General features: G+C 67.9%; 14 protein-coding genes and 3 pseudogenes. 11 read left to right on the top strand and 6 right to left on the bottom strand.

The genetic code is table 11. The annotated features are described in order from the left end of the window. Positions 1-358: 358 nt before the first annotated feature. The 5 genes and pseudogenes from EBH09_RS37610 to EBH09_RS40060 all read left to right on the top strand — a co-directional run. Positions 359-610 carry a hypothetical protein gene (locus EBH09_RS37610; protein ID WP_153182791.1) on the top strand — a complete coding sequence of 84 codons (252 nt, stop codon included), beginning with the start codon at positions 359-361 and terminating at the stop codon, positions 608-610. 662 nt (positions 611-1,272) lie between these two features. Beyond that, complete coding sequence (locus EBH09_RS37345) at positions 1,273-1,497, top strand: hypothetical protein (protein WP_121751297.1); 225 nt, start codon at positions 1,273-1,275, stop codon at positions 1,495-1,497. Positions 1,498-1,738: 241 nt separating this feature from the next. Beyond that, positions 1,739-3,106 (top strand): radical SAM protein, encoded by a 1,368-nt coding sequence (locus tag EBH09_RS37340; protein WP_193776786.1) that lies wholly within the window; start codon positions 1,739-1,741, stop codon positions 3,104-3,106. 12 nt (positions 3,107-3,118) lie between these two features. Beyond that, positions 3,119-3,958, top strand: a complete 840-nt coding sequence (locus EBH09_RS37335; protein ID WP_121751295.1) for a hypothetical protein — start codon at positions 3,119-3,121, stop codon at positions 3,956-3,958. Between the two features lie 215 nt (positions 3,959-4,173). Further along, positions 4,174-4,323, top strand: a pseudogene (locus tag EBH09_RS40060) (sterol carrier protein domain-containing protein); the annotation flags it as partial. 521 nt (positions 4,324-4,844) lie between these two features. Here the strand turns inward: EBH09_RS40060 and EBH09_RS37330 are convergent. Then, positions 4,845-5,201, bottom strand: a complete 357-nt coding sequence (locus tag EBH09_RS37330; protein ID WP_121751294.1) for a hypothetical protein — start codon at positions 5,199-5,201, stop codon at positions 4,845-4,847. Between the two features lie 373 nt (positions 5,202-5,574). Here EBH09_RS37330 and EBH09_RS37325 point away from each other — a divergent pair, with 373 nt between their 5' ends. Further along, positions 5,575-6,294 carry a hypothetical protein gene (locus EBH09_RS37325; protein WP_153182790.1) on the top strand — a complete coding sequence of 240 codons (720 nt, stop codon included), beginning with the start codon at positions 5,575-5,577 and terminating at the stop codon, positions 6,292-6,294. After that, complete coding sequence (locus EBH09_RS39770) at positions 6,291-6,791, top strand: hypothetical protein (protein WP_238697614.1); 501 nt, start codon at positions 6,291-6,293, stop codon at positions 6,789-6,791. Before EBH09_RS37325 ends, EBH09_RS39770 begins: the two co-directional genes overlap by 4 nt. 192 nt (positions 6,792-6,983) lie before the next feature. Here EBH09_RS39770 and EBH09_RS37315 read toward each other — a convergent pair whose 3' ends face one another. The 5 genes from EBH09_RS37315 to EBH09_RS38190 all read right to left on the bottom strand — a co-directional run bounded on the left by EBH09_RS37315 (position 6,984) and on the right by EBH09_RS38190 (position 10,749). Beyond that, a complete protein-coding gene (locus EBH09_RS37315) occupies positions 6,984-7,940 on the bottom strand; it encodes a helix-turn-helix transcriptional regulator (RefSeq protein ID WP_121751292.1) in 957 nt (318 codons plus the stop codon). A gap of 420 nt (positions 7,941-8,360) precedes the next feature. Beyond that, positions 8,361-8,642 (bottom strand): hypothetical protein, encoded by a 282-nt coding sequence (locus EBH09_RS37605; RefSeq protein ID WP_153182789.1) that lies wholly within the window; start codon positions 8,640-8,642, stop codon positions 8,361-8,363. Between the two features lie 559 nt (positions 8,643-9,201). Next, complete coding sequence (locus EBH09_RS37310) at positions 9,202-9,927, bottom strand: hypothetical protein (RefSeq protein ID WP_121751291.1); 726 nt, start codon at positions 9,925-9,927, stop codon at positions 9,202-9,204. A 7-nt stretch (positions 9,928-9,934) separates the two neighbouring features. Continuing rightward, a complete protein-coding gene (locus EBH09_RS38195) occupies positions 9,935-10,501 on the bottom strand; it encodes a sigma factor-like helix-turn-helix DNA-binding protein (RefSeq protein WP_193776785.1) in 567 nt (188 codons plus the stop codon). Between the two features lie 50 nt (positions 10,502-10,551). Continuing rightward, on the bottom strand, positions 10,552-10,749 hold the full coding sequence (locus EBH09_RS38190; protein WP_193776784.1) for a hypothetical protein: 198 nt from the start codon (positions 10,747-10,749) through the stop codon (positions 10,552-10,554). A gap of 1,152 nt (positions 10,750-11,901) precedes the next feature. Here EBH09_RS38190 and EBH09_RS37295 point away from each other — a divergent pair. The 4 genes and pseudogenes from EBH09_RS37295 to EBH09_RS39755 form a co-directional block, all read left to right on the top strand. After that, positions 11,902-12,174, top strand: coding sequence for a hypothetical protein (locus EBH09_RS37295; RefSeq protein ID WP_121751289.1), 273 nt, complete (start codon positions 11,902-11,904; stop codon positions 12,172-12,174). A 209-nt stretch (positions 12,175-12,383) separates the two neighbouring features. Further along, positions 12,384-13,709, top strand: coding sequence for a hypothetical protein (locus tag EBH09_RS39765; RefSeq protein WP_238697613.1), 1,326 nt, complete (start codon positions 12,384-12,386; stop codon positions 13,707-13,709). 1,431 nt (positions 13,710-15,140) lie between these two features. Further along, positions 15,141-15,426: pseudogene (locus EBH09_RS39760) on the top strand (HNH endonuclease); the annotation flags it as partial. Positions 15,427-16,439: 1,013 nt separating this feature from the next. Next, a pseudogene (locus EBH09_RS39755) lies at positions 16,440-16,715 on the top strand (site-specific integrase); the annotation flags it as partial.

Genomic DNA, 16,715 nt, shown 5'->3' with positions numbered 1-16,715 from the left:
CATGCTGCAGATGCCGCTGCAGACCCCTCCGATCGACCGGACAGCAGCCGTGGCCGCGAACGCCGACCCGGACGCCCCCGGGGTCGAGGCAGACTTCCTCCCGCTCCTCGCGGGCCTGGCGTCGCTGATCCTCTAGGACTCGTTCCAGGGGTCTGCGAGGTGTTCTGCGTGCCGTGCGTCGGCGGCAGTGCCTTGTCGTCGGCGCACTGGCAAAAGCGATCCGGCAAGCACGGGGTCGCGCGAGACGAGGCAGCGTCAGCGACCGCCTCCCCCGTGGCGGCTGTCCTAGTCAGGGGTGATACACGGCGCCCAGCGCGGCACGTGGCACCCCCAAGATGACGATGACGATGGAGTAAACATGTCACTCACTTTGCCGGTGCAGGGAGCGGCGATCGAACGCGGCAGGTGGAACTTCTACGAGCCCTACCTGGAAGAAGTGGGCACGTACACCGATCCTGCCGGTACTCACTTCACCTATTACGGTGACCCTCCGCCGCAGTACGGCTATGACGGAACCGTCACCGGAGACCCTGCCCCGATCGCAGGCCGCGACTCCCGAGGCTGGCAATGCCAGCCGGGATGGGGCTGCACCTGGACAGGTCTCGTCTGACCGTACCGATGTCCAGGCGCCCACGCCGATCAGCTTCAAGCGGGTGACCCGGGCACGCGGGAGCAGACCGAGTCCCGCAGGGGCGACGACACCGCATGGCATGAACTGATCCGCTACGCCGGATCATCATCCGGGCCTCTCAACCGGGGCACCGGCCCGTTCCGTGGCGGTTCGGTGCGGGTCGGAGAAGCCCGGAGAACACGAAACCGTCCACCCCGAACACATCGCCCGCGCAATGAACCTCGACGTCCGTCCCTCGCGGTCACACCTGCTACAAACTCGGCACTTTCATCACCAAAAACCGTCGGCATCAGCGCCCAGCCGCCGAGACCACGCCCCTCCATATGCCGGGGCAGACCAAAATCTGACGTGGCGTCCGGGCACCGTCCGCGAAACGTGACTTCTCCCCACGCACGCATGCACGCACGCGACCCGGGCGGCCGGTCAGACGGGAATCCCCCAAGGGCTCTTCGCAGTGGGGATGACGCGTGGCGATGCTGGTTCCGTTCCGGCCTGGCGCCGGGCGGTGGCAGGCCGCCGCCGCAATCGAGTGACCCGGCGCCTACGCACGGCCACTCTTGGTGCGGCACGTGTTGCAGAGCGCGATACTCATGACACATTCTGCATTTATATGCTCTTTCGTCCCGATCTGTGGAGTGGGTATGGTCCAGGTCATCACCTTCCAGGCGCCGGAGTCCGCGGGCTTGCACGACATGTCCGAGGAGGAGATCGAGGCGTACGTCAGTGACATGGCCTCCTCCGCACTAGCCCGTCTCCCCGAAGGCATCCGGCTCGCCGGCGCCAACGCGGTCGAAATCGAAGCGATGAGGCCCGACGCTGCCACAGCGGCCCTGCCGCCCGTTTGGAGGCGTGTATGCGCCGAATGAGACTGCCTGCCACTCCCGCAGCCTGACACCCGCGACGGCCTGCGCCCGGCGCGCCTGGTCCCGCATCCGGATCAGGCGGCACACAGTGCGCAAGACACAGATGGACCACGCGAGCGGCTTCGGACGTCGTTCCGTGGGGGCGAGGGAACGGCGAAAGCGCACAACCGGTGCGCCGGCCACGGGCCCGTGTGCCGGCTCAAGACCATCAGGCACTCTGCGGACCGTAAGGACCACGACCACCATGGCCGTCATTCCCGTAACCCTGCACCGGGGCCGCTTCGACCCCAGCCGGGTGAGAGCGCTCCCGCGTGGTGACTACCTGCTGGTGATGGACAGGCTCTCGGGCCGCTGGGTGACCATCGACGCACCGACGGGGGAACTGCTGCCGCTCGTCGCGTCGCTGGCCCACCGCCTGCCCGAGCAGATTCGCGGCTCGGTCGGCCGACTGCGGGAACTGCTCGTTGAGAGGGGCATCGGCATCATCGGGTCCGAGCGGCAGTTCGAGGCACTCAACACGGTGATCCTCAAGCTGACCAACGCCTGCAACCACGCCTGTTCCTACTGCTACGACTACGAGACCTTCGAACGGGCCGTGATGCTGTCACGGGACACGGCCGTCAGCGCACTGCAGCAGGCCCTCGACCTCGCCGAGCAGGAATTGCAGGTGATCCTCCACGGCGGTGAGCCCATGCTCGTATGGGACCTGGTGGAGGAGCTCGTGACGACCGGCCGGCAACTCGCCGCCCAGCAGGGCAAACGAATCCATTTCACGGGCCAGACGAATCTGTCCCGCCTCAGCGACACCATCGTGGACTTTTCACTCGCCAACAGCATCACTTGGGGTGTATCGGTCGACGGCGGCCCGGATCTCCACGACCACTTCAGAGTCGACCACAAGGGACGAGGCACCTACGTCCACTTCTCCCGAGCCCTGGAACGGTACCCGGACTTCGTCCGCAAGTGCGGCGTCATGAGCACCATCACCGCCGCCAACCAGGGCAGACTCCTCGAGATGGCCCGGCACTTCCGCGATCTCGCAATGAGATCGTGGAACTGGAGCCTGTTCCAGCCGACCGGCCGAGGACGGGAACAGCAGGCCCAGTTCACCCTTGACCCAGCCACCCTGACCGCCGCCTGGGCCGAACTGTTCGACGCCGTCGAAGGCGGGGAATTCGACGGCTTTCCCGTCCTGCCCGTCAAGTCCTACCTGGACAACTTCCTCACCGGACCCGGACGCAACATGTGCATGCGCCCGCAGTGCGGCGCCGGCCGTGACCTGCTGTCCGTCTCCGCCGACGGCTCCGTCGAAGCATGCGACTGCATCGACCCCACCGGCCCGCTGTCCGGCCTCGGCTCCGTCGAACAGGGACTGACCGCAGCCCGCGACAGCGACGCCGCCTCCCTCATCCGCAGCCGGGACCTCAGCGGCACCCCATGCTCCGAGTGCATCTGGTACGGCGTCTGCGGAGGCACCTGCCTCGCACACGCCCCCGACCTCAACAGCGTCTCGCCGGACTCCTGCGCAGTGGCCCTGTGCGCCTTCGACAAGATCTCCTACTCACTAACCCACACCCCCCGTCTCCTCGACTACTTGCGAACGGTGGGATGAACGATGCCTGGTATGGCCGGGGCCCTGCACCAGCTCTCCTACGACCCCTGCGCGAGCCGGGTGTTCTGCCGACAGACGCCCGAAGAACTCCACCACCTCGCCGACTGGGTATGCGACCGAGACCTCTACGGAGAACTGCCCAGTCTCCGCGCCGCACTGCACCTGGTGGATCCGGGCAACGACGACCCCCGCCCTCACATCGGCCACCAGATCTGGTGCGCATGGCGCCAGGCATCCTGGACAGCGGGCACCGCCCGCCCGCTGCCGGCGAAGGTGGTCTCGGGACAGCACTGGCTGGACGAGACCCGCGGTCACCCCACCGTCCTGGTCACACCTATGACCATGACCACGGCGGATGCGCTCCACACATTCGCGGCTGTGTTCGCCGACCGGCCCGTGGTCGCCTTCGGCGAGGGCACCGTGCCCCGGTACGGCACAGGACTCTCCGTGGCGAACGGCGACACCGGATCGATCCGGGACATCCTCAGACACCTAGCGGACGGCGGAGTACTCGGCACCTACGCCGACTTCGTCTACGACGGCCGCGGCGCCGAGGCCACCACTTTGTTCGGACGCCCCCGCCCCCTCTCATCGGGATTCGTCGCGGTCGCCTCCAGACCCGGCACCATGCTGCTGCCGACGTCCATGAAACCCCTCGACAGCGAACAGATCGCCGTGGAATTCGACGAACCCCTCCTCGTCCAGGGCACGCCCCGCCAGACACGATCCGCACGACAAAGCATGCGTCAACTGATCGCACAGCTCGTGGAAGGACTGATCCGCCGAAACCCGCAGCAATGGCTCCTTCTGCCGACACTGACGTTCGACTGCCCGCAACTCGCCCAGGCCTGATCCCGCCAGGACGGGAAGGAACCCCCGAGAACCTGAACCGCCAACGGTGCCCGGGACTACGGCGAACAACGAGGCGCAGCCACAGCTGGCCGGGGTCCCAACGGAGCGCGGCGTGGCACGCCCTCGCTACCGCCCTGCGCACCACCGATGGCCCGGCCACCGTCATCAACTGAGGACCTCGCGCAGCCTCCACCGCCGTCGCACGCGGACAGCTCTCCGCCCTCAGCTCGCTCTACTTCGGGGGCCTGTCGGCGCGCCACCTGGCGTATGCGGGCCACATCGCTGCGCACACCGACGGTGCGATCGGGCAGCTGGCACGGATGTTCTGGACCGACCCCGAACCGCGCAACTCCTTCGGCTTCTGACGAGGTGGTGCCTGTCGAGTGATGCCTTCGGCTGGTCAGGCCGCTTGGCCGTAGCCCTCGGTGCGTGGACTGTCGGGACATGCCCCAGAACGTCACGTGACTGAAAGGCGTTGAGCAAGTGCTCCCCGAGTCGAAGAGACCCGGGGAGCATGAAGCATGCTCCTGGACGACTGGCACCTGACTCAAGACGTTGACGACTTCCTCGCCCGAGCCGGGGACTTCCCTGGGGAGCAGTCAGGGCCCCTGCCGCCTGCAGCCATCCCCCGGCACCGCCTGCCAGACGCCGGCCCGCGCGGACGGCGCAGCGCCTCACGCAAGCATCTGCTTGTCGGGTTTGTTGTGGCTGATCCGGCTCCTGCCGCATTGTCAGTGCCTGGTCGTACCGTCGGTGCAACGACCTGTGACGGTGAAGGCGGTGTGTGTTGGCAAATGTCGTCTGGCACAGAAACTTCCGGATTCTCCTGGACCTGACCCGACCATCCGGAGTTCCCCGGACTGTGGGTCTACACGGCGGACCGTTTCTACGGGCGCCGGGGCGTGCCGGTCAGTGAGCGGGACCTAAAGTGTGCCGCGACCTGGGCGTCGAGGCCCCCATGCATCTGCGGATGCGCGGCGGCCGACGCGAGGCCGTCCGCGAACGCCGCGAGGACGAATAACGCCACAGCGTCCCGATGAGCGACGAGCACAAGGCCTGCCAAGAACGCATCCTGCGCGCCGCGCACGAGGGCGGCTTCGGCGGGGACTGCGAAGTACGCACCCGGGTCGGCCGCACCTGGATCCAGACCGACACCCTCGTCGAAGGAGCCGATGGCCGCCGCATCGGCTGCCCCCACGGCATCCGACGCTGCGGCAAGGCCGCGCAGCACAGAGATGAGCATGAACTGTCGATAGCGGCCGGGGGAGGGGCGCTATCAGGGGTTCGCCGAGTGCGCCGCCCGTGCGAGTGCAATGGCCATACCGGGCCAGCCTCGACGCGGCCGCGCGGCTCCTCCATCGAGGGAGCGCTTCCGGAGGAGAAGCCGAGTCATGTGGGCCCAAGGGCCCTGTGCAGTCAGCAGTGAGGGCCGGCAGCGACGGTCAAGGGCAATGCCTCATCCACGCCGTCAGCCACCGTCGTCTGGATCGTCATCGCAGCGGTTGCTCAAATCATGCTCAGGAAAAGCGCCTGTGGCGGTTGTGTACATGTCGTTACCCTTAGTGTTCAGGGCACTCGATCGCCACGGGGGCGATCCACCAGGAACTGGTGGCTTCATGAACAGAGCCCGCATATCCACAAACATGCTGGCCCTTACCTGCCTGACTGTCATCGCCGGACTGACCACCGGCGGTACGGCAGTCGCCGAGGAGCCGTCACCGACGGCCACCGACACCACCGTTGTCGAGACCGTTCCGCCGCCGGGGCCGGAGGAGACCGACCTCATCGAGGGAGCTCCCACCGGCGAGGCCGCTGCGCCGACAACCTCGCCCGAACCTGATCCCATCGCGGGAGACGACGAGATCGACGTGCCCACGTCCAAGCCGAGCGACACTCTGGACGCAAGGCCGTGCGAGCCGGGCTACCAGTACACGCCCACGAGCAAGACCAAGGACTACCACAAGGGCGTCGGTGCCGAGCAGGCCAACTACAACGGCACCTCACGCACCGCAAGGTCCACCTTCATCTCGGAGGTAACCGGCAAGGTCGGCATCGCCTACACCGGCGAGCTGAAGGTAGGGGCCTCGGTCGTGGTCGCCGAGATCGAGGGCAAATTCGGCGTCAATGTGTCCGTGGAACTCACGGCCAGACTGGGCAACACCATCGCCGTCAACACCCCGTCCAAGCGGACCACCCACGCCCGATACGGCGTCTACCGGCTCAAGTCCTACGGCTACAACCAGTACCGGTACACCAACTGCACGAAGGGCGTGAAGAAGAACGTGACCATCTACACGCCACGCCGGGTCGGTTGGGTGCTGTGGGAGACCAAGTGAGAGTCGGCCGTGCAACAGTGGTGCCGGCCTTTCTGCTGCTGGCACTGGTGACAGCGGGTTGCACCTCCGGCACCAAGGCGGATGACGCCGCCACGACCACGGCACCCGGGTCCTCCAGCCCATCGACGAGTCAGCACAGTACGGCGCTCATGCCCCCGGCGCTCGATCCCGGGACCGGCGAAGTCGTCGCCGGCCAGCAAGGTGAAACCCGCGGCAACGCGAGCTTCTCCTACGACGCCGGCTCCCGAGGCAAGGCGCTCATCGTCGCGGTCAGTTGCCGGGGCCCTGGCACCCTAAAGGTCTCGGTGCCGGTACTGGGGACCGACTTCCCGCTCGAGTGCAGCACGGCAGAGCCCGCCGTGACCTACAACCAGCTCGCCATGAGCTCCGCCCACAAGGCCGGCACGGTGGCAGTCACGGCCCCTTCCAGCGTCGCCTGGGCGCTGACCGTCGGACGCGGCAACGCTGCAGAAGAGGAATCCCCTACACCGGGATGACATCGGCCAACAGCCGGGCACGCTGACGGCCGGCCCGTACGGGAAGGCCGGCCGTCAGCGTGCACATCCAAAGGACGCAATCGCCGAGATCGTCGAAGTGCTGTGCCCTCGTGGGTGGGCGGCCGGCGGTGTGGCCGTCGGCTGCTCTGTGGACCGTTGTGCCTGGTGGTGTGGATGGTTGGCGGCGGGTGGTCAGCGGGCGGCCCAGGGTCTGACGCCGTGGATGGGGGCGGCGAGGGAGCGGCGGGGGGTGGGAGTGCGCAGGGGCGGGCCGAGGGCGCTGCTGAAGGCAGTCAGCAGTTCTTCGGCACGGTTGGTGGGCGTGGGGGCGTGGCCCTGGTCGGGTGCTGCCGGGGGCGGCGGAGAGGGCGTGCGATCGGCGGTCTCGGTTTGCCACAGGGGGAGGAAGAAGGAGGGTTCTCCGTCGAGGACCTGGACGAGGCGTTCGATGTCTTCCCAGGGGGCGATGGCGGTGCCGGCGAGGACGGCCGCGATGCGGTCCTGGTCGAGGCTGTTGCCGCTGGTGATGGCGATGGCCCAGGGAGTGGGACTGCCGGCGCGCTGGTGCAGGAACCGCAGGGCGGTGGCGAGCGAGGTGGGGCGGGGCGGACTGTCGCGGCGTGCTGCCGAGGCTGCCCAGACCTGGTGCAGCACGTCGGGGTCGGCACCGCAGGCGCGGGCTATCGCGGCGACGTTCTTCCAGGCGGGGAAGCGTTCTCCGGTCATCAGGCGGGAGAGGAACCCGGCCGACAGGCCGCTGCGGCTGGCCAGAGCCCGCAGGCTCAGCCCGGAGGCACGCTGGAGGCTGCTGAGCACCGCGGCCAGGTCCTGGCCGCCGGCCCCGGGCGGGAGCGATTGCCAGGCGGTGGATGTGGCGCCTGGGGGAGTGGGGGAGGCCCGGCCGGTGTCCTTGCCGTCCGGTGCGCTGCGAGCGGCAGGGCCGCTGTCTGGCGGTTTGGCCGCCGGCGGCCGGGCCGGCCTGGTCGGCTGCAGGGCCTGTGCACGGCGGGGCGGGGCCCACTTCTTGCGGGCGGCGTCCTTGCTCATGCCCAAGGACGCGGCGATCTGTTCCCAGGAGGCGCCCCGCAGCTTGGCCCGGGCCACCATGTCCGGGGTCAGCCGCTCGGAGGTGACCTGGAGGTGGACCATGGAAGCGAGCAACTCCTGTGCCGGCGTGTCTACCTGGTCGATGTCGGTCAGGATGGCCTGCGCGGTGCGCCTGATCTCTTGGAGCCGGAACCGTAAGGTCTGGTCGAAGTCCTCGGTGTCGGGCGGGGCTGCGGCAGCCTGCCGTTGACGGTGGGCAGCCTGACGGCACTTGGTGCCGCAGTAGTCCCCCGGGCGGCCGGTGGCTTGAAGGCGACGTGGCGTGCCGCATTGCTTGCAGGTAGGACGCGAGAAGGTGTTCCCCATCGCGGCGGTTTCTCCCTTTTCGGTGAATCTCCCGGGCGACGAAATGGTGATCGTCGCCCGGGAAACGTGACGTAGAGCGGTGTCCGTGCGTCCGTTTCGTCGAAACAGACGCGGCATGGTCACGACAGGGACCGACGGGCTGCCGGCCCTTGAACGTCAGGACATCCAGCGCTCACTGCGCCGTGTCCACCAGGTGATAGCCGCCCACATCATCAGCGTGACCAGCACGGTTGCCAGTTCCGCGACGTCGGGGGAGTCGGGGATGAACACCAGGGAGGGCATCGCGCCGGCGACTTGGGCACGCTGCGTCCGAGGGGTGTTGTCGGGTGTTGCCTCGGTGTTGCCGGGCGTGTCGCCGCTGACACCTGCCTTGTTATGGTCATGCGCGGGCCGACGCCAAAGGCGTTTGATCCCGCGCTCGACGGGGGACTCAGACAAGGGCTTCTCCTAGATCGAGTTGCTGTGGAGCGCGAACCCGGGTCGTGGAAAGCGCGGGTTCGCGCTCCGTGACAGTAGTGACACCCTCTGCCCAGCGCCATTCGGGTAAATGCCCCCATTCGCAGCACGATTGGGGACCGATCGGACACTTTCGTCGAGGGTGCACGGGCAAACAGCCTGGTTTTCAAACCTCTTTCCGAAAACTGACCTCGCATGGTCAGCGATCTTGGTATTTATGCATCCACGGCAGGCCAGAACGCATAAATGCAGGTCCAGGGGGCGTCGTGGTGCAGCAAGAGGAGCGGGGCGGCTCCTTTCTGTGCCGGCTCGCCCGACCAGGGCCACCTGTTGCCCTCCGCGCCACGCCCCCCGCCGGACGAGCGGCGTACTGCCCCGCCGTACACCCCAGCCCAGACTCCCCGCGCTCTCGGCGCCCGTGCACCGCACCTGCCGCGGGAAACCAAGCAGCTGCGCACGCAGCCGACCGCGCGGCGCGCTGGGCGATGTCGCTGCAGGCAGGCTGCACGAACGGCAGGCCGCACATTTCGGTGTCTGAGGATCATGCCGTGACGAGTCCTTCCCAGCGGTCGGCGAGGGCGGGGATGGGCTGAGGCACCGGCCCCACGTCGCTGTTGTGGGGAATGTGCACATCGTCGACGGCGTCTTTGGCAGCGTCCCGGCTGACGGCGGATGGGGGATGGGGCAGGTGGTAGCGGACGCTCGAAGCGGGCCGGAGGCCTGGGCAGGGGAGTCGGGCCCGGTGGTTGACGGGGGTGTAGTCGTCCTCGTCCAGGGTGTTGAGGCGGTGGATCTGGCCGCCCCAGTGCCGGGCGTCGCGGAGTTCGCCGCGGGAGACGTGGAGCAGGTAGACGCACAGGGCGGCGGTGACGCTGCCGGCGCCGGCAGCGTAGTGCCACCAGAACTGGGCGCCCTGCTCCTGTTCCTCCTGTGCGGCCAGGTAGAGAAGGCAGGCGAAGGTGAGGGCGCCGCCCGCATCCCGGGCGGTGTCGAACGCGGTGATGCGGGAGGCGGCACCGGGGTGCTGGACGGTGCTGCGGCACAGTAGCTGCAGGTCGTGCGCCGCCTGTTCGTGCAGGGACGACGGCCGGGGGCGGGGCTGCATCCCGGTGCCAGGAACGGTGTGCAGGAGGTGCACCCAGCGCAGCTCGTGCAGCTGCCGGGCGAGACTCTGCTGGGCTGCGTCCAGGTCGGCGGCGGTGTATTCGCCTTTGAAGATGCGGGCGCGGCGCAGAGCCTCGTCGATGCTGCGCGGGGTGCGGGTCATGGCTGCCTCACTCCTGATCGTTGTCGCTGATGCCGGCGGTTGAGTAGCCCATGGCGGCGGCGAGCCGGTGCCGGGCCGTGCGGCGGACGGACCGGACGGTGGCTTCGCTGATGCCCACGATCAGTGCGGTGTCGCTAGTGCTGAAGTCGAGGGCGTCGCGCAGGACGATGATGTCGAACTGCCGCTCGCTCAGACGCGTCATGGCCCGGTATAGCCCCAGGCCCTCCTCGAGCTCGCCGATCTCATGGCCGTGCTCCGCCTGAAAGGAGTCGCGGAAGGAACGCAGCAGCGGCTCGGCCGCGGCACGTATGGCGCGGGCGAACGCCATCGTCTCCCGCACGTCCGGACTGCGCCCCTGGGCGGCCAGCTCCCCGTGCACACGCTCCTTGAACATGGCCCACACCTGAGCGCCGGCGCCGGGCTGATGCTCCAGGCGGGACCAGACTGCCGCCAGGAGCAGGAACGTCCCGTCGACGAGTCGGCGAGCGGCGGTGGCGCTGCCGAGATGGATGCGGCTGTATTCCAGAAACGCCCGATCGTAGCGGGCGTGGAACGACCAGAACGTCGACGGCATGAGCGGGCGGAGACTGCGGAGCAGATCCGCAGCGTCGGGCGGCTGACTGCTCACCGGGCGCCCCCGGCGCGGCGGGCCATCGTCAGCGGCGCGGCAAGAGACTGAGCGGACTGGCCGAGCGGGGTGAAGTCCTCGGTGGGTACTGGGGTGCCGGGCAGGCCTCGCACTAGGAACCACACGTCGGGCGCGGAGTACCGCACCGCGGCGGCGAAGGCCGGCGCGAGGCCGGCTGCGTCGGGGCAGTTCACAGTGTGTCTTCCTTCGTTCCGTCGGTGGCGTGCCGCGCCGTTCCCCGTTCGCGGGCCTATCACCTGAGCGTCGTTGCTCTGGGGAACAGATAAGCCGACCATCACCCCTGAACGTGCATCCCTCCGAACACATATTTCTAACGGAAGGTAACTTTCCGCATACGCAGAGACTGCATCTGCTTTGCTCGCGCATAACGCCAGGCTCCGCCACCCCGGGCCCCGCACCCGCCACCCCCAGCGAGCTGCGTCAACTCAACAACCGAAGGAAAACGAACAGCGTTTGCGCGAACCTGCAATTGCAGGATCAATTTCATGATGTGCTTCAGATCACGTTTGATTGGGAACCGTGCGCGCCCCCACTGCACCCAGCACGCTGGGTGCCACCCGGCGCGCCACCTTGACCGCATCCCCGACCACAACCTCACTTGGCAGGCTGCGAGCGCAGCTGAGGGCTGGCCGGCGACGACGACGACGCCCTGCGCCGCCTCGCCACCGACGCGACCGTCGCCACCGCACCCCACCCCGACACCCTGCGGGCAGCTCAGGCCGGGCAGCGCCTGTCGGTGATCTGCCGGTGGATCCTCAACAAGCCCGACGCCGCCGACCACGTCGACCGTCTCGCCCGGGACCCCGACGCGGCCACCGAGAACCAGCTCGACATCGACGGTGCCCTCGTCCTCGCCTGCCTCCTCAACGCCACCGCCTTCTCCTCCTGTCGGTGCGGCTGCGGTGGTACCCGTACTGGGAGACCACCCGCTCAGCGCCGGCGGCGCGCACCGAGCTACGGCAACTGGCTCGCACCAAAGGAACAGCGCGGGCTGGGGACGGTCAGGACGGGGCCTCGCGCAGGAAACGCGGTGAGCTCGTGTCCTCGAGCGGTGGCGTTGAGGGCGCGGACGCGCGTGTGGATGCTGGCCGGTCCGGTGCCGCCCAGGACGAACAGGCCGTAGGAGCAACGGGTAGGGCCGCCGCCAGCTTTTCTCCTGAACGGCCAGCCTCTGACGCACCTCGGGCGGGGAGCGGGCACGTACCGGTGGAGTCGGGCGTGGTCGCCGAGTTTCACCGCCAGGCGTTTGGGTCCCATGGTGGCCCGGTAGAACTCCGCGAGACCCACCTCGCCCGGCTCGCCCGACAGCGCCCGGCCGTCGCCTGATGACCCGACAGCACAGCCCGCGCCGCGCCCGGATCGCCTTCTCCGACGCCGCCGCCAAGCAACTGGAGAGCATCACCAGCGAGGCGGAACTCCACGCCCTGGGCCGCGCCCTGGTCGTCGTCTCCGTCGCCCCCGACATCGGCGAGACACTGCCCGGCGACTCCTCCAGCCCTCAGCTGCGTCAGTACACCGACGAGGTCGAACGCGTACGCGTCCTGTACTGGGTCACGGCCCTGCGTACTGTGGTCGTCGTCGCGTATGTCGAGGTCTGACGTGCCAGACCCTGGGGAGCAGTCCGGGCCCCTGCGCCTGCAGCCGCCCCCGGCACCGCTGGCCAGACGCCGGCCCGCGCGGACGGCGCAGCGCCTCACGCAAGCATCTGCTTGTCGGGTTTTGTTATGGCTGATCCGGCTCCTGCCGCATTGTCAGTGCCTGGTCGTACCGTCGATGCAACGACCTGCGACGGTGAAGGCGGTGTGTGTTGGCAAATGTCGTCTGGCACAAGAACTTCCGGATTCTCCTCGACCTGACCCGGGACGACTTGGACCATCCGGAGTTCCCCGGGCTGTGGGACCTGATCTACACGGCGGACCGCTTCTACGGGCGCCGGGGCGTGCCGGTCAGCGAGCGGGACCTGCAGTGCGGGGGAGTGTGCCGCGATATGGGTGTCGAGGCCCCCATGCATCTGCGGATGCGCGGCGGCCGACGCGAGGCCGTCCACGAACGCCGCGAGGACGAAGAGCGCCACAGCGTCCCGATGAGCGACGAGCACAAGGCCTACCAGGAACGCATCCTGCGCGCCGCGCACGAGGGCGGCTTCGGCGGCGACAGCGAGGTACGCACCCGGGTCGGCCGTACCTGGATCCAGACCGACACCCTCGTCGAAGGAGCCGACGGCCGCCGCATCGGCTGGGAAGTCCAGCTCTCCACCATCGACGAGCGCGGCCTGCGCGGCGTCCGCGCCCGCGTCGGCAAGGCCGCCAAGAACGGCATCACCCCGGCCTGGCACACCGACCGCGCCGCCTACGCCCAGCGCAACGACACCCACTGGACCCGCAGCGACCGCCTCCCCGCCCACCTCATCGCCCGCAACGGCGACCTGCGCATCGTCTCCGGCTTCCGCGCCCTCGACTTCTGGCACTGCGACACCAGCGCCCTTTACCCCTGCCCCCACGGCATCCGACGCTGCGGCAAGGCCCACGCCACACCTACGCCCCGCGACGTCTTCTTCGACGACATGGTCCGCCAGACCGCCGCCGGCACCATCGTGCCCATCCAGTTCCGCGCCGGAAGCACCGTGCACCGCTACTGGGTGACCAGCGCCGACCGCGACCGCCTGGACGACCTGGACAGCGACGACACCCGTCTGCCGCCCGAACGGGACACCGCTCCCGCCACCGGCGCCAGCCGCAACCGGCCCACCTGCCGGCCAGCCACCGACCCGCTCACCGTCCATGCTCCGCATGACCTGCCGTACGTCCCGGCTCTGCCAACGCAGTCTGCCGCGCCAGCCATCGAGAGCGCACCCCCGGCCACCGCCCAGCACGCCAGCCGCGCTCACCAGGTAAGTGATGGCACGATCGGGCTGCCGAGCGAACTGATCATGTTGCAACAGGCTGCCGAGGACGCTCATCTCAAGCTCCAGCACCTGGATGACCACCACGATCGGGACCTGCAACGCAGGGTGTGGCGGGAAGCCGCAGAGGCCGTGCAGGCCGCGGTGACGCACTACGCCCGTACCAAGCGTCTCAACCGGCACGAGGTCGAAGCGCGCCTGCGCCAGCTCGTACGGAACCCCACGCAGTAGAGCCGCCCTCTGCTTACATGCAGTGCCCTTCGCATGGCCGACGACCAACACCTACTGAGTCTGGCGGGGCCTCGCAATAGCTGACGAAACTTGAGGGCAAGCAACCTGACGGCCCACACCGGTAGCCCTCCGCCAGCCTTGGTGTCCGGAGATCAGGTGTCGCCCAAAATTACGGGGTCATTGTCTCGCCCGGAGGATGGCCCCGTCTCAGCTTGCCGAGGCACGTCGGTTCCGTGCGGGTAGGGGTTGCAGTCAGGACAGCGGCGCATCGACTCGCCCCCATCAGGACCATCGACAGAGATCCAGCGCATATTGAGGTCCGGGCCCTCGCAGGCCCCGCACCAGTCCGGCAGGGGTGGCGCCGGACGAGAAAAGGGCGGCGTGTCACCGATGATGGCGTGCCGCACTTGGGCCAGATTTAAGTGAAGGGCTGCCATGTCGCGGTACGCGCCGGCGAGTTCGAGCTGGCCGTCTGTGAGCCACTCAACCGCTCGGGCCCCAAGGCTTTCCGCAGTCGCGAGGTGCTCGCTTGGCATGGGCATGAACGCAAGATCCTTTACGTCGGCTGGGCGTTTGGCGGCGATGGCGGTGTACCCCAACGGCGGTTGGCTGGCGTGCGCACCCTAGGAACAGGGCGACTGGGACGGACGTTCACGGCGGGCGGTCCTACTTGGCGTCGGCGCTCCTGGGCCACGCAGAACATGCACCTGGGCCCCTCAGCGGCTGTTGCGTCGATCGGTGCTCCAGGGTGCCGCTGGCACCCAGTGCTCCGCGGCCGGGACAACTCTCTAGCGATCACAAAGGCCGCATGAACAAGATCTGCGACTTGCTGAAACGCCTCATCGGGAGACCGGTAGTCAAGGTCCTGTACCGCGTGATTCAGCGCCCCACGAACCTCCATCAGCTTCGCGTGGTCGTACGGAGGTTCCGGCATCGCCCAGCGGTATTTGGAGGCGTTCTCCGCAGCCTTGACGTTGGGCCGGCCGATCCTGCGGCGACTGTTGCACAACAGACAACGACTCCAACCCTCCGGCGCCTCAGTGTCAACAGGGCCGCTCGGATGATTCGCGCAGCCGGTAGCGCTGCGGGCAGGGGCGAGGTTCCTCGCCACTAGAAACACTTCCCACAACGCGTCAGCGATGTCCTCGTATTCAGTGGGGTCGGCAGGAGCATCCAAGTACAGCATCCGGTCGTCAACGCCCGGCAGCTTGTTGCGTAACTCCCGCATCAAGAACGGCCGCCCAGTGGGTACCCGGTAGGAAGAATGCTCATGCTGCATGGCGCAAGCCTAGAGGGTGGAACCGTGCCAGGAGCCGGCCGAGCGAAACCGCGGATGAGTGGCTGCAGCACGCCGGTTCGCCACCGACGTCACGCCCTTCGGGACCGGGATGACGGGATGAGCTACGGCAGTGCCTGTTTCTGCACTCTGACGGGCGGCGCTGGTGGCCGTACTACGAACACGTGTGGGGTGACGTCGGCTTCTGGTCTAGACCTTGACTGTATGGGTCCCCTGGTCGAGAGCACTGCGCGTTCGAACCGGTCGGGCTCCGACCAGGATCCCTGCTGAGTGGCTGCCGCCGGCTGGGGCGCACTGCCGGCATGCCGCTGAGTGGGTCGGCACGAAGCTCCGCTGGACTCTGTCCGCCGACGAGCCGAGGTAGCGGCCCTGCGGGAGGTGGCGTCAGGCTGCCCGAACCGGACGGTGACGTACGAGTCAGTCGCCCAATGCGCTGTCTGGTCAGGACTTGACGAGCCGACGGCTGTGGTCTGGTGGCAGAAAGTTGTTTCGAGACATGCCAATCACCGCACCACAAGCACGTGTCTCGCTATGGTTGTGACATCTCTCAATGCATCCCTGTGTGCATTGGGGCGGGCCTGATGCGGTGGCTGCGCTGCCGTGACCGGACCAACAACAGAGGTAAGGCCCCTCGTTGCCACTCAAGCGTTGAGGGGCCCCACCCGGATGGGCTACTGGCCGTGCAAGCGCCAGGTCAGGACCACGGTGACAACAGCGGGCACTGTCGTCACGATGAGGTCCCGGATCAAACGCTTGGCACGGCCGTAGTTCTTACTCGCCCGTACCCGTCTGATCCAGCGCTTGTGTCGCTCAGTAAACGCCCTGGGCAACGCCGCAAGGCGGCGCAGCAGGTGACGCATCGTGCGCTTCCCCCATCCTGTGAGCACAGAGCATCCGCGACTTGTTGTCGTGGTGCCGTGGGCTTGTGCCCAAATGCCCACGGGACGGGGGAAGACAGAAGCGTCAGCACTGATTGAACCAGTCGTCCGCCTCTGATGTGGGGAGTCGACGGTAAATGGGGTGTGGTTCAACGATCCTGTGCGCCGAGGACTCGTCGATGCGGTCGTTGGTACTTGATGGGCCAGGTTCGGGCGGGTGTGGTCGTTGCTGGTCAGGGGTGGTGGTGGGCAGGTCAGGGGTGTGGTCGGTTCTTCGGCATTGGTGAACATTCCTCGGGATGCGGGGTGGTGGGGGGTCACGCTGGTGGGGTGAGTGTTGATGTGCGGATGGGTGGGGCTCAGTGGGTTGATGAGTTCGTTCTGGCGTTGGCGGCTCGTGGTGCGACTGATAGGTGGGTGGGCCGGCAGCGGGGGTGGGTGCGGGGGTTGCTGGCTTTTGCGGGGGTGCCGGTGTGGGAGGTGTCGGCGGGGGATGTGGATGGCTGGCTTGCTGCTGCCCGGGTGGGGGGTGCGGGGCCGCAGACGCGGAGTCAGATGGCGCAGGCTGTGCACCGTTTTTATGTGTTTGTGCGGGTGCGTCATGCGGGGGAGGTTGAGGCGGTGACGGGTGGGCCGGTGGTGCAGCCGGTTGATGAGTTCAACCGGCCGTCTCGTTTTGCCCGGGTGGGGGTGCGGATTCCGCCTTCGGTGGGGGAGGTGGAGTCGTTGTTCGGGGGGTGGCGGTCGAGTCTGCCGGGGGTTGGGGGGAGGGCGTTTTTGGTGGGGGCGCGGGATTATGTGGCGGCGTCGTTGTGGCGGCGGGTGGGGTTG

The sequence above is a fragment of the Streptomyces sp. E2N166 genome (assembly GCF_003671715.1).
GTDB lineage: Bacteria > Actinomycetota > Actinomycetes > Streptomycetales > Streptomycetaceae > Streptomyces > Streptomyces thinghirensis.
The sequence above is the reverse complement of the archived record's forward strand: the minus strand, read 5'-3'. Positions and strand labels throughout refer to the sequence as shown.

Coding starts and splice junctions, on each gene's coding strand:
- EBH09_RS37330 (WP_121751294.1), bottom strand. CDS start 5,201: ATGCTCATCTCTGTGCTGCGCGGCCTTGCCGCAGCGTCGGATGCCGTG.
- EBH09_RS37335 (WP_121751295.1), top strand. CDS start 3,119: ATGGCCGGGGCCCTGCACCAGCTCTCCTACGACCCCTGCGCGAGCCGG.
- EBH09_RS37345 (WP_121751297.1), top strand. CDS start 1,273: ATGGTCCAGGTCATCACCTTCCAGGCGCCGGAGTCCGCGGGCTTGCAC.
- EBH09_RS37325 (WP_153182790.1), top strand. CDS start 5,575: ATGAACAGAGCCCGCATATCCACAAACATGCTGGCCCTTACCTGCCTG.
- EBH09_RS37610 (WP_153182791.1), top strand. CDS start 359: ATGTCACTCACTTTGCCGGTGCAGGGAGCGGCGATCGAACGCGGCAGG.
- EBH09_RS37310 (WP_121751291.1), bottom strand. CDS start 9,927: ATGACCCGCACCCCGCGCAGCATCGACGAGGCTCTGCGCCGCGCCCGC.
- EBH09_RS38195 (WP_193776785.1), bottom strand. CDS start 10,501: ATGCCGTCGACGTTCTGGTCGTTCCACGCCCGCTACGATCGGGCGTTT.
- EBH09_RS37295 (WP_121751289.1), top strand. CDS start 11,902: ATGACCCGACAGCACAGCCCGCGCCGCGCCCGGATCGCCTTCTCCGAC.
- EBH09_RS37340 (WP_193776786.1), top strand. CDS start 1,739: ATGGCCGTCATTCCCGTAACCCTGCACCGGGGCCGCTTCGACCCCAGC.
- EBH09_RS37315 (WP_121751292.1), bottom strand. CDS start 7,940: ATGGTCCACCTCCAGGTCACCTCCGAGCGGCTGACCCCGGACATGGTG.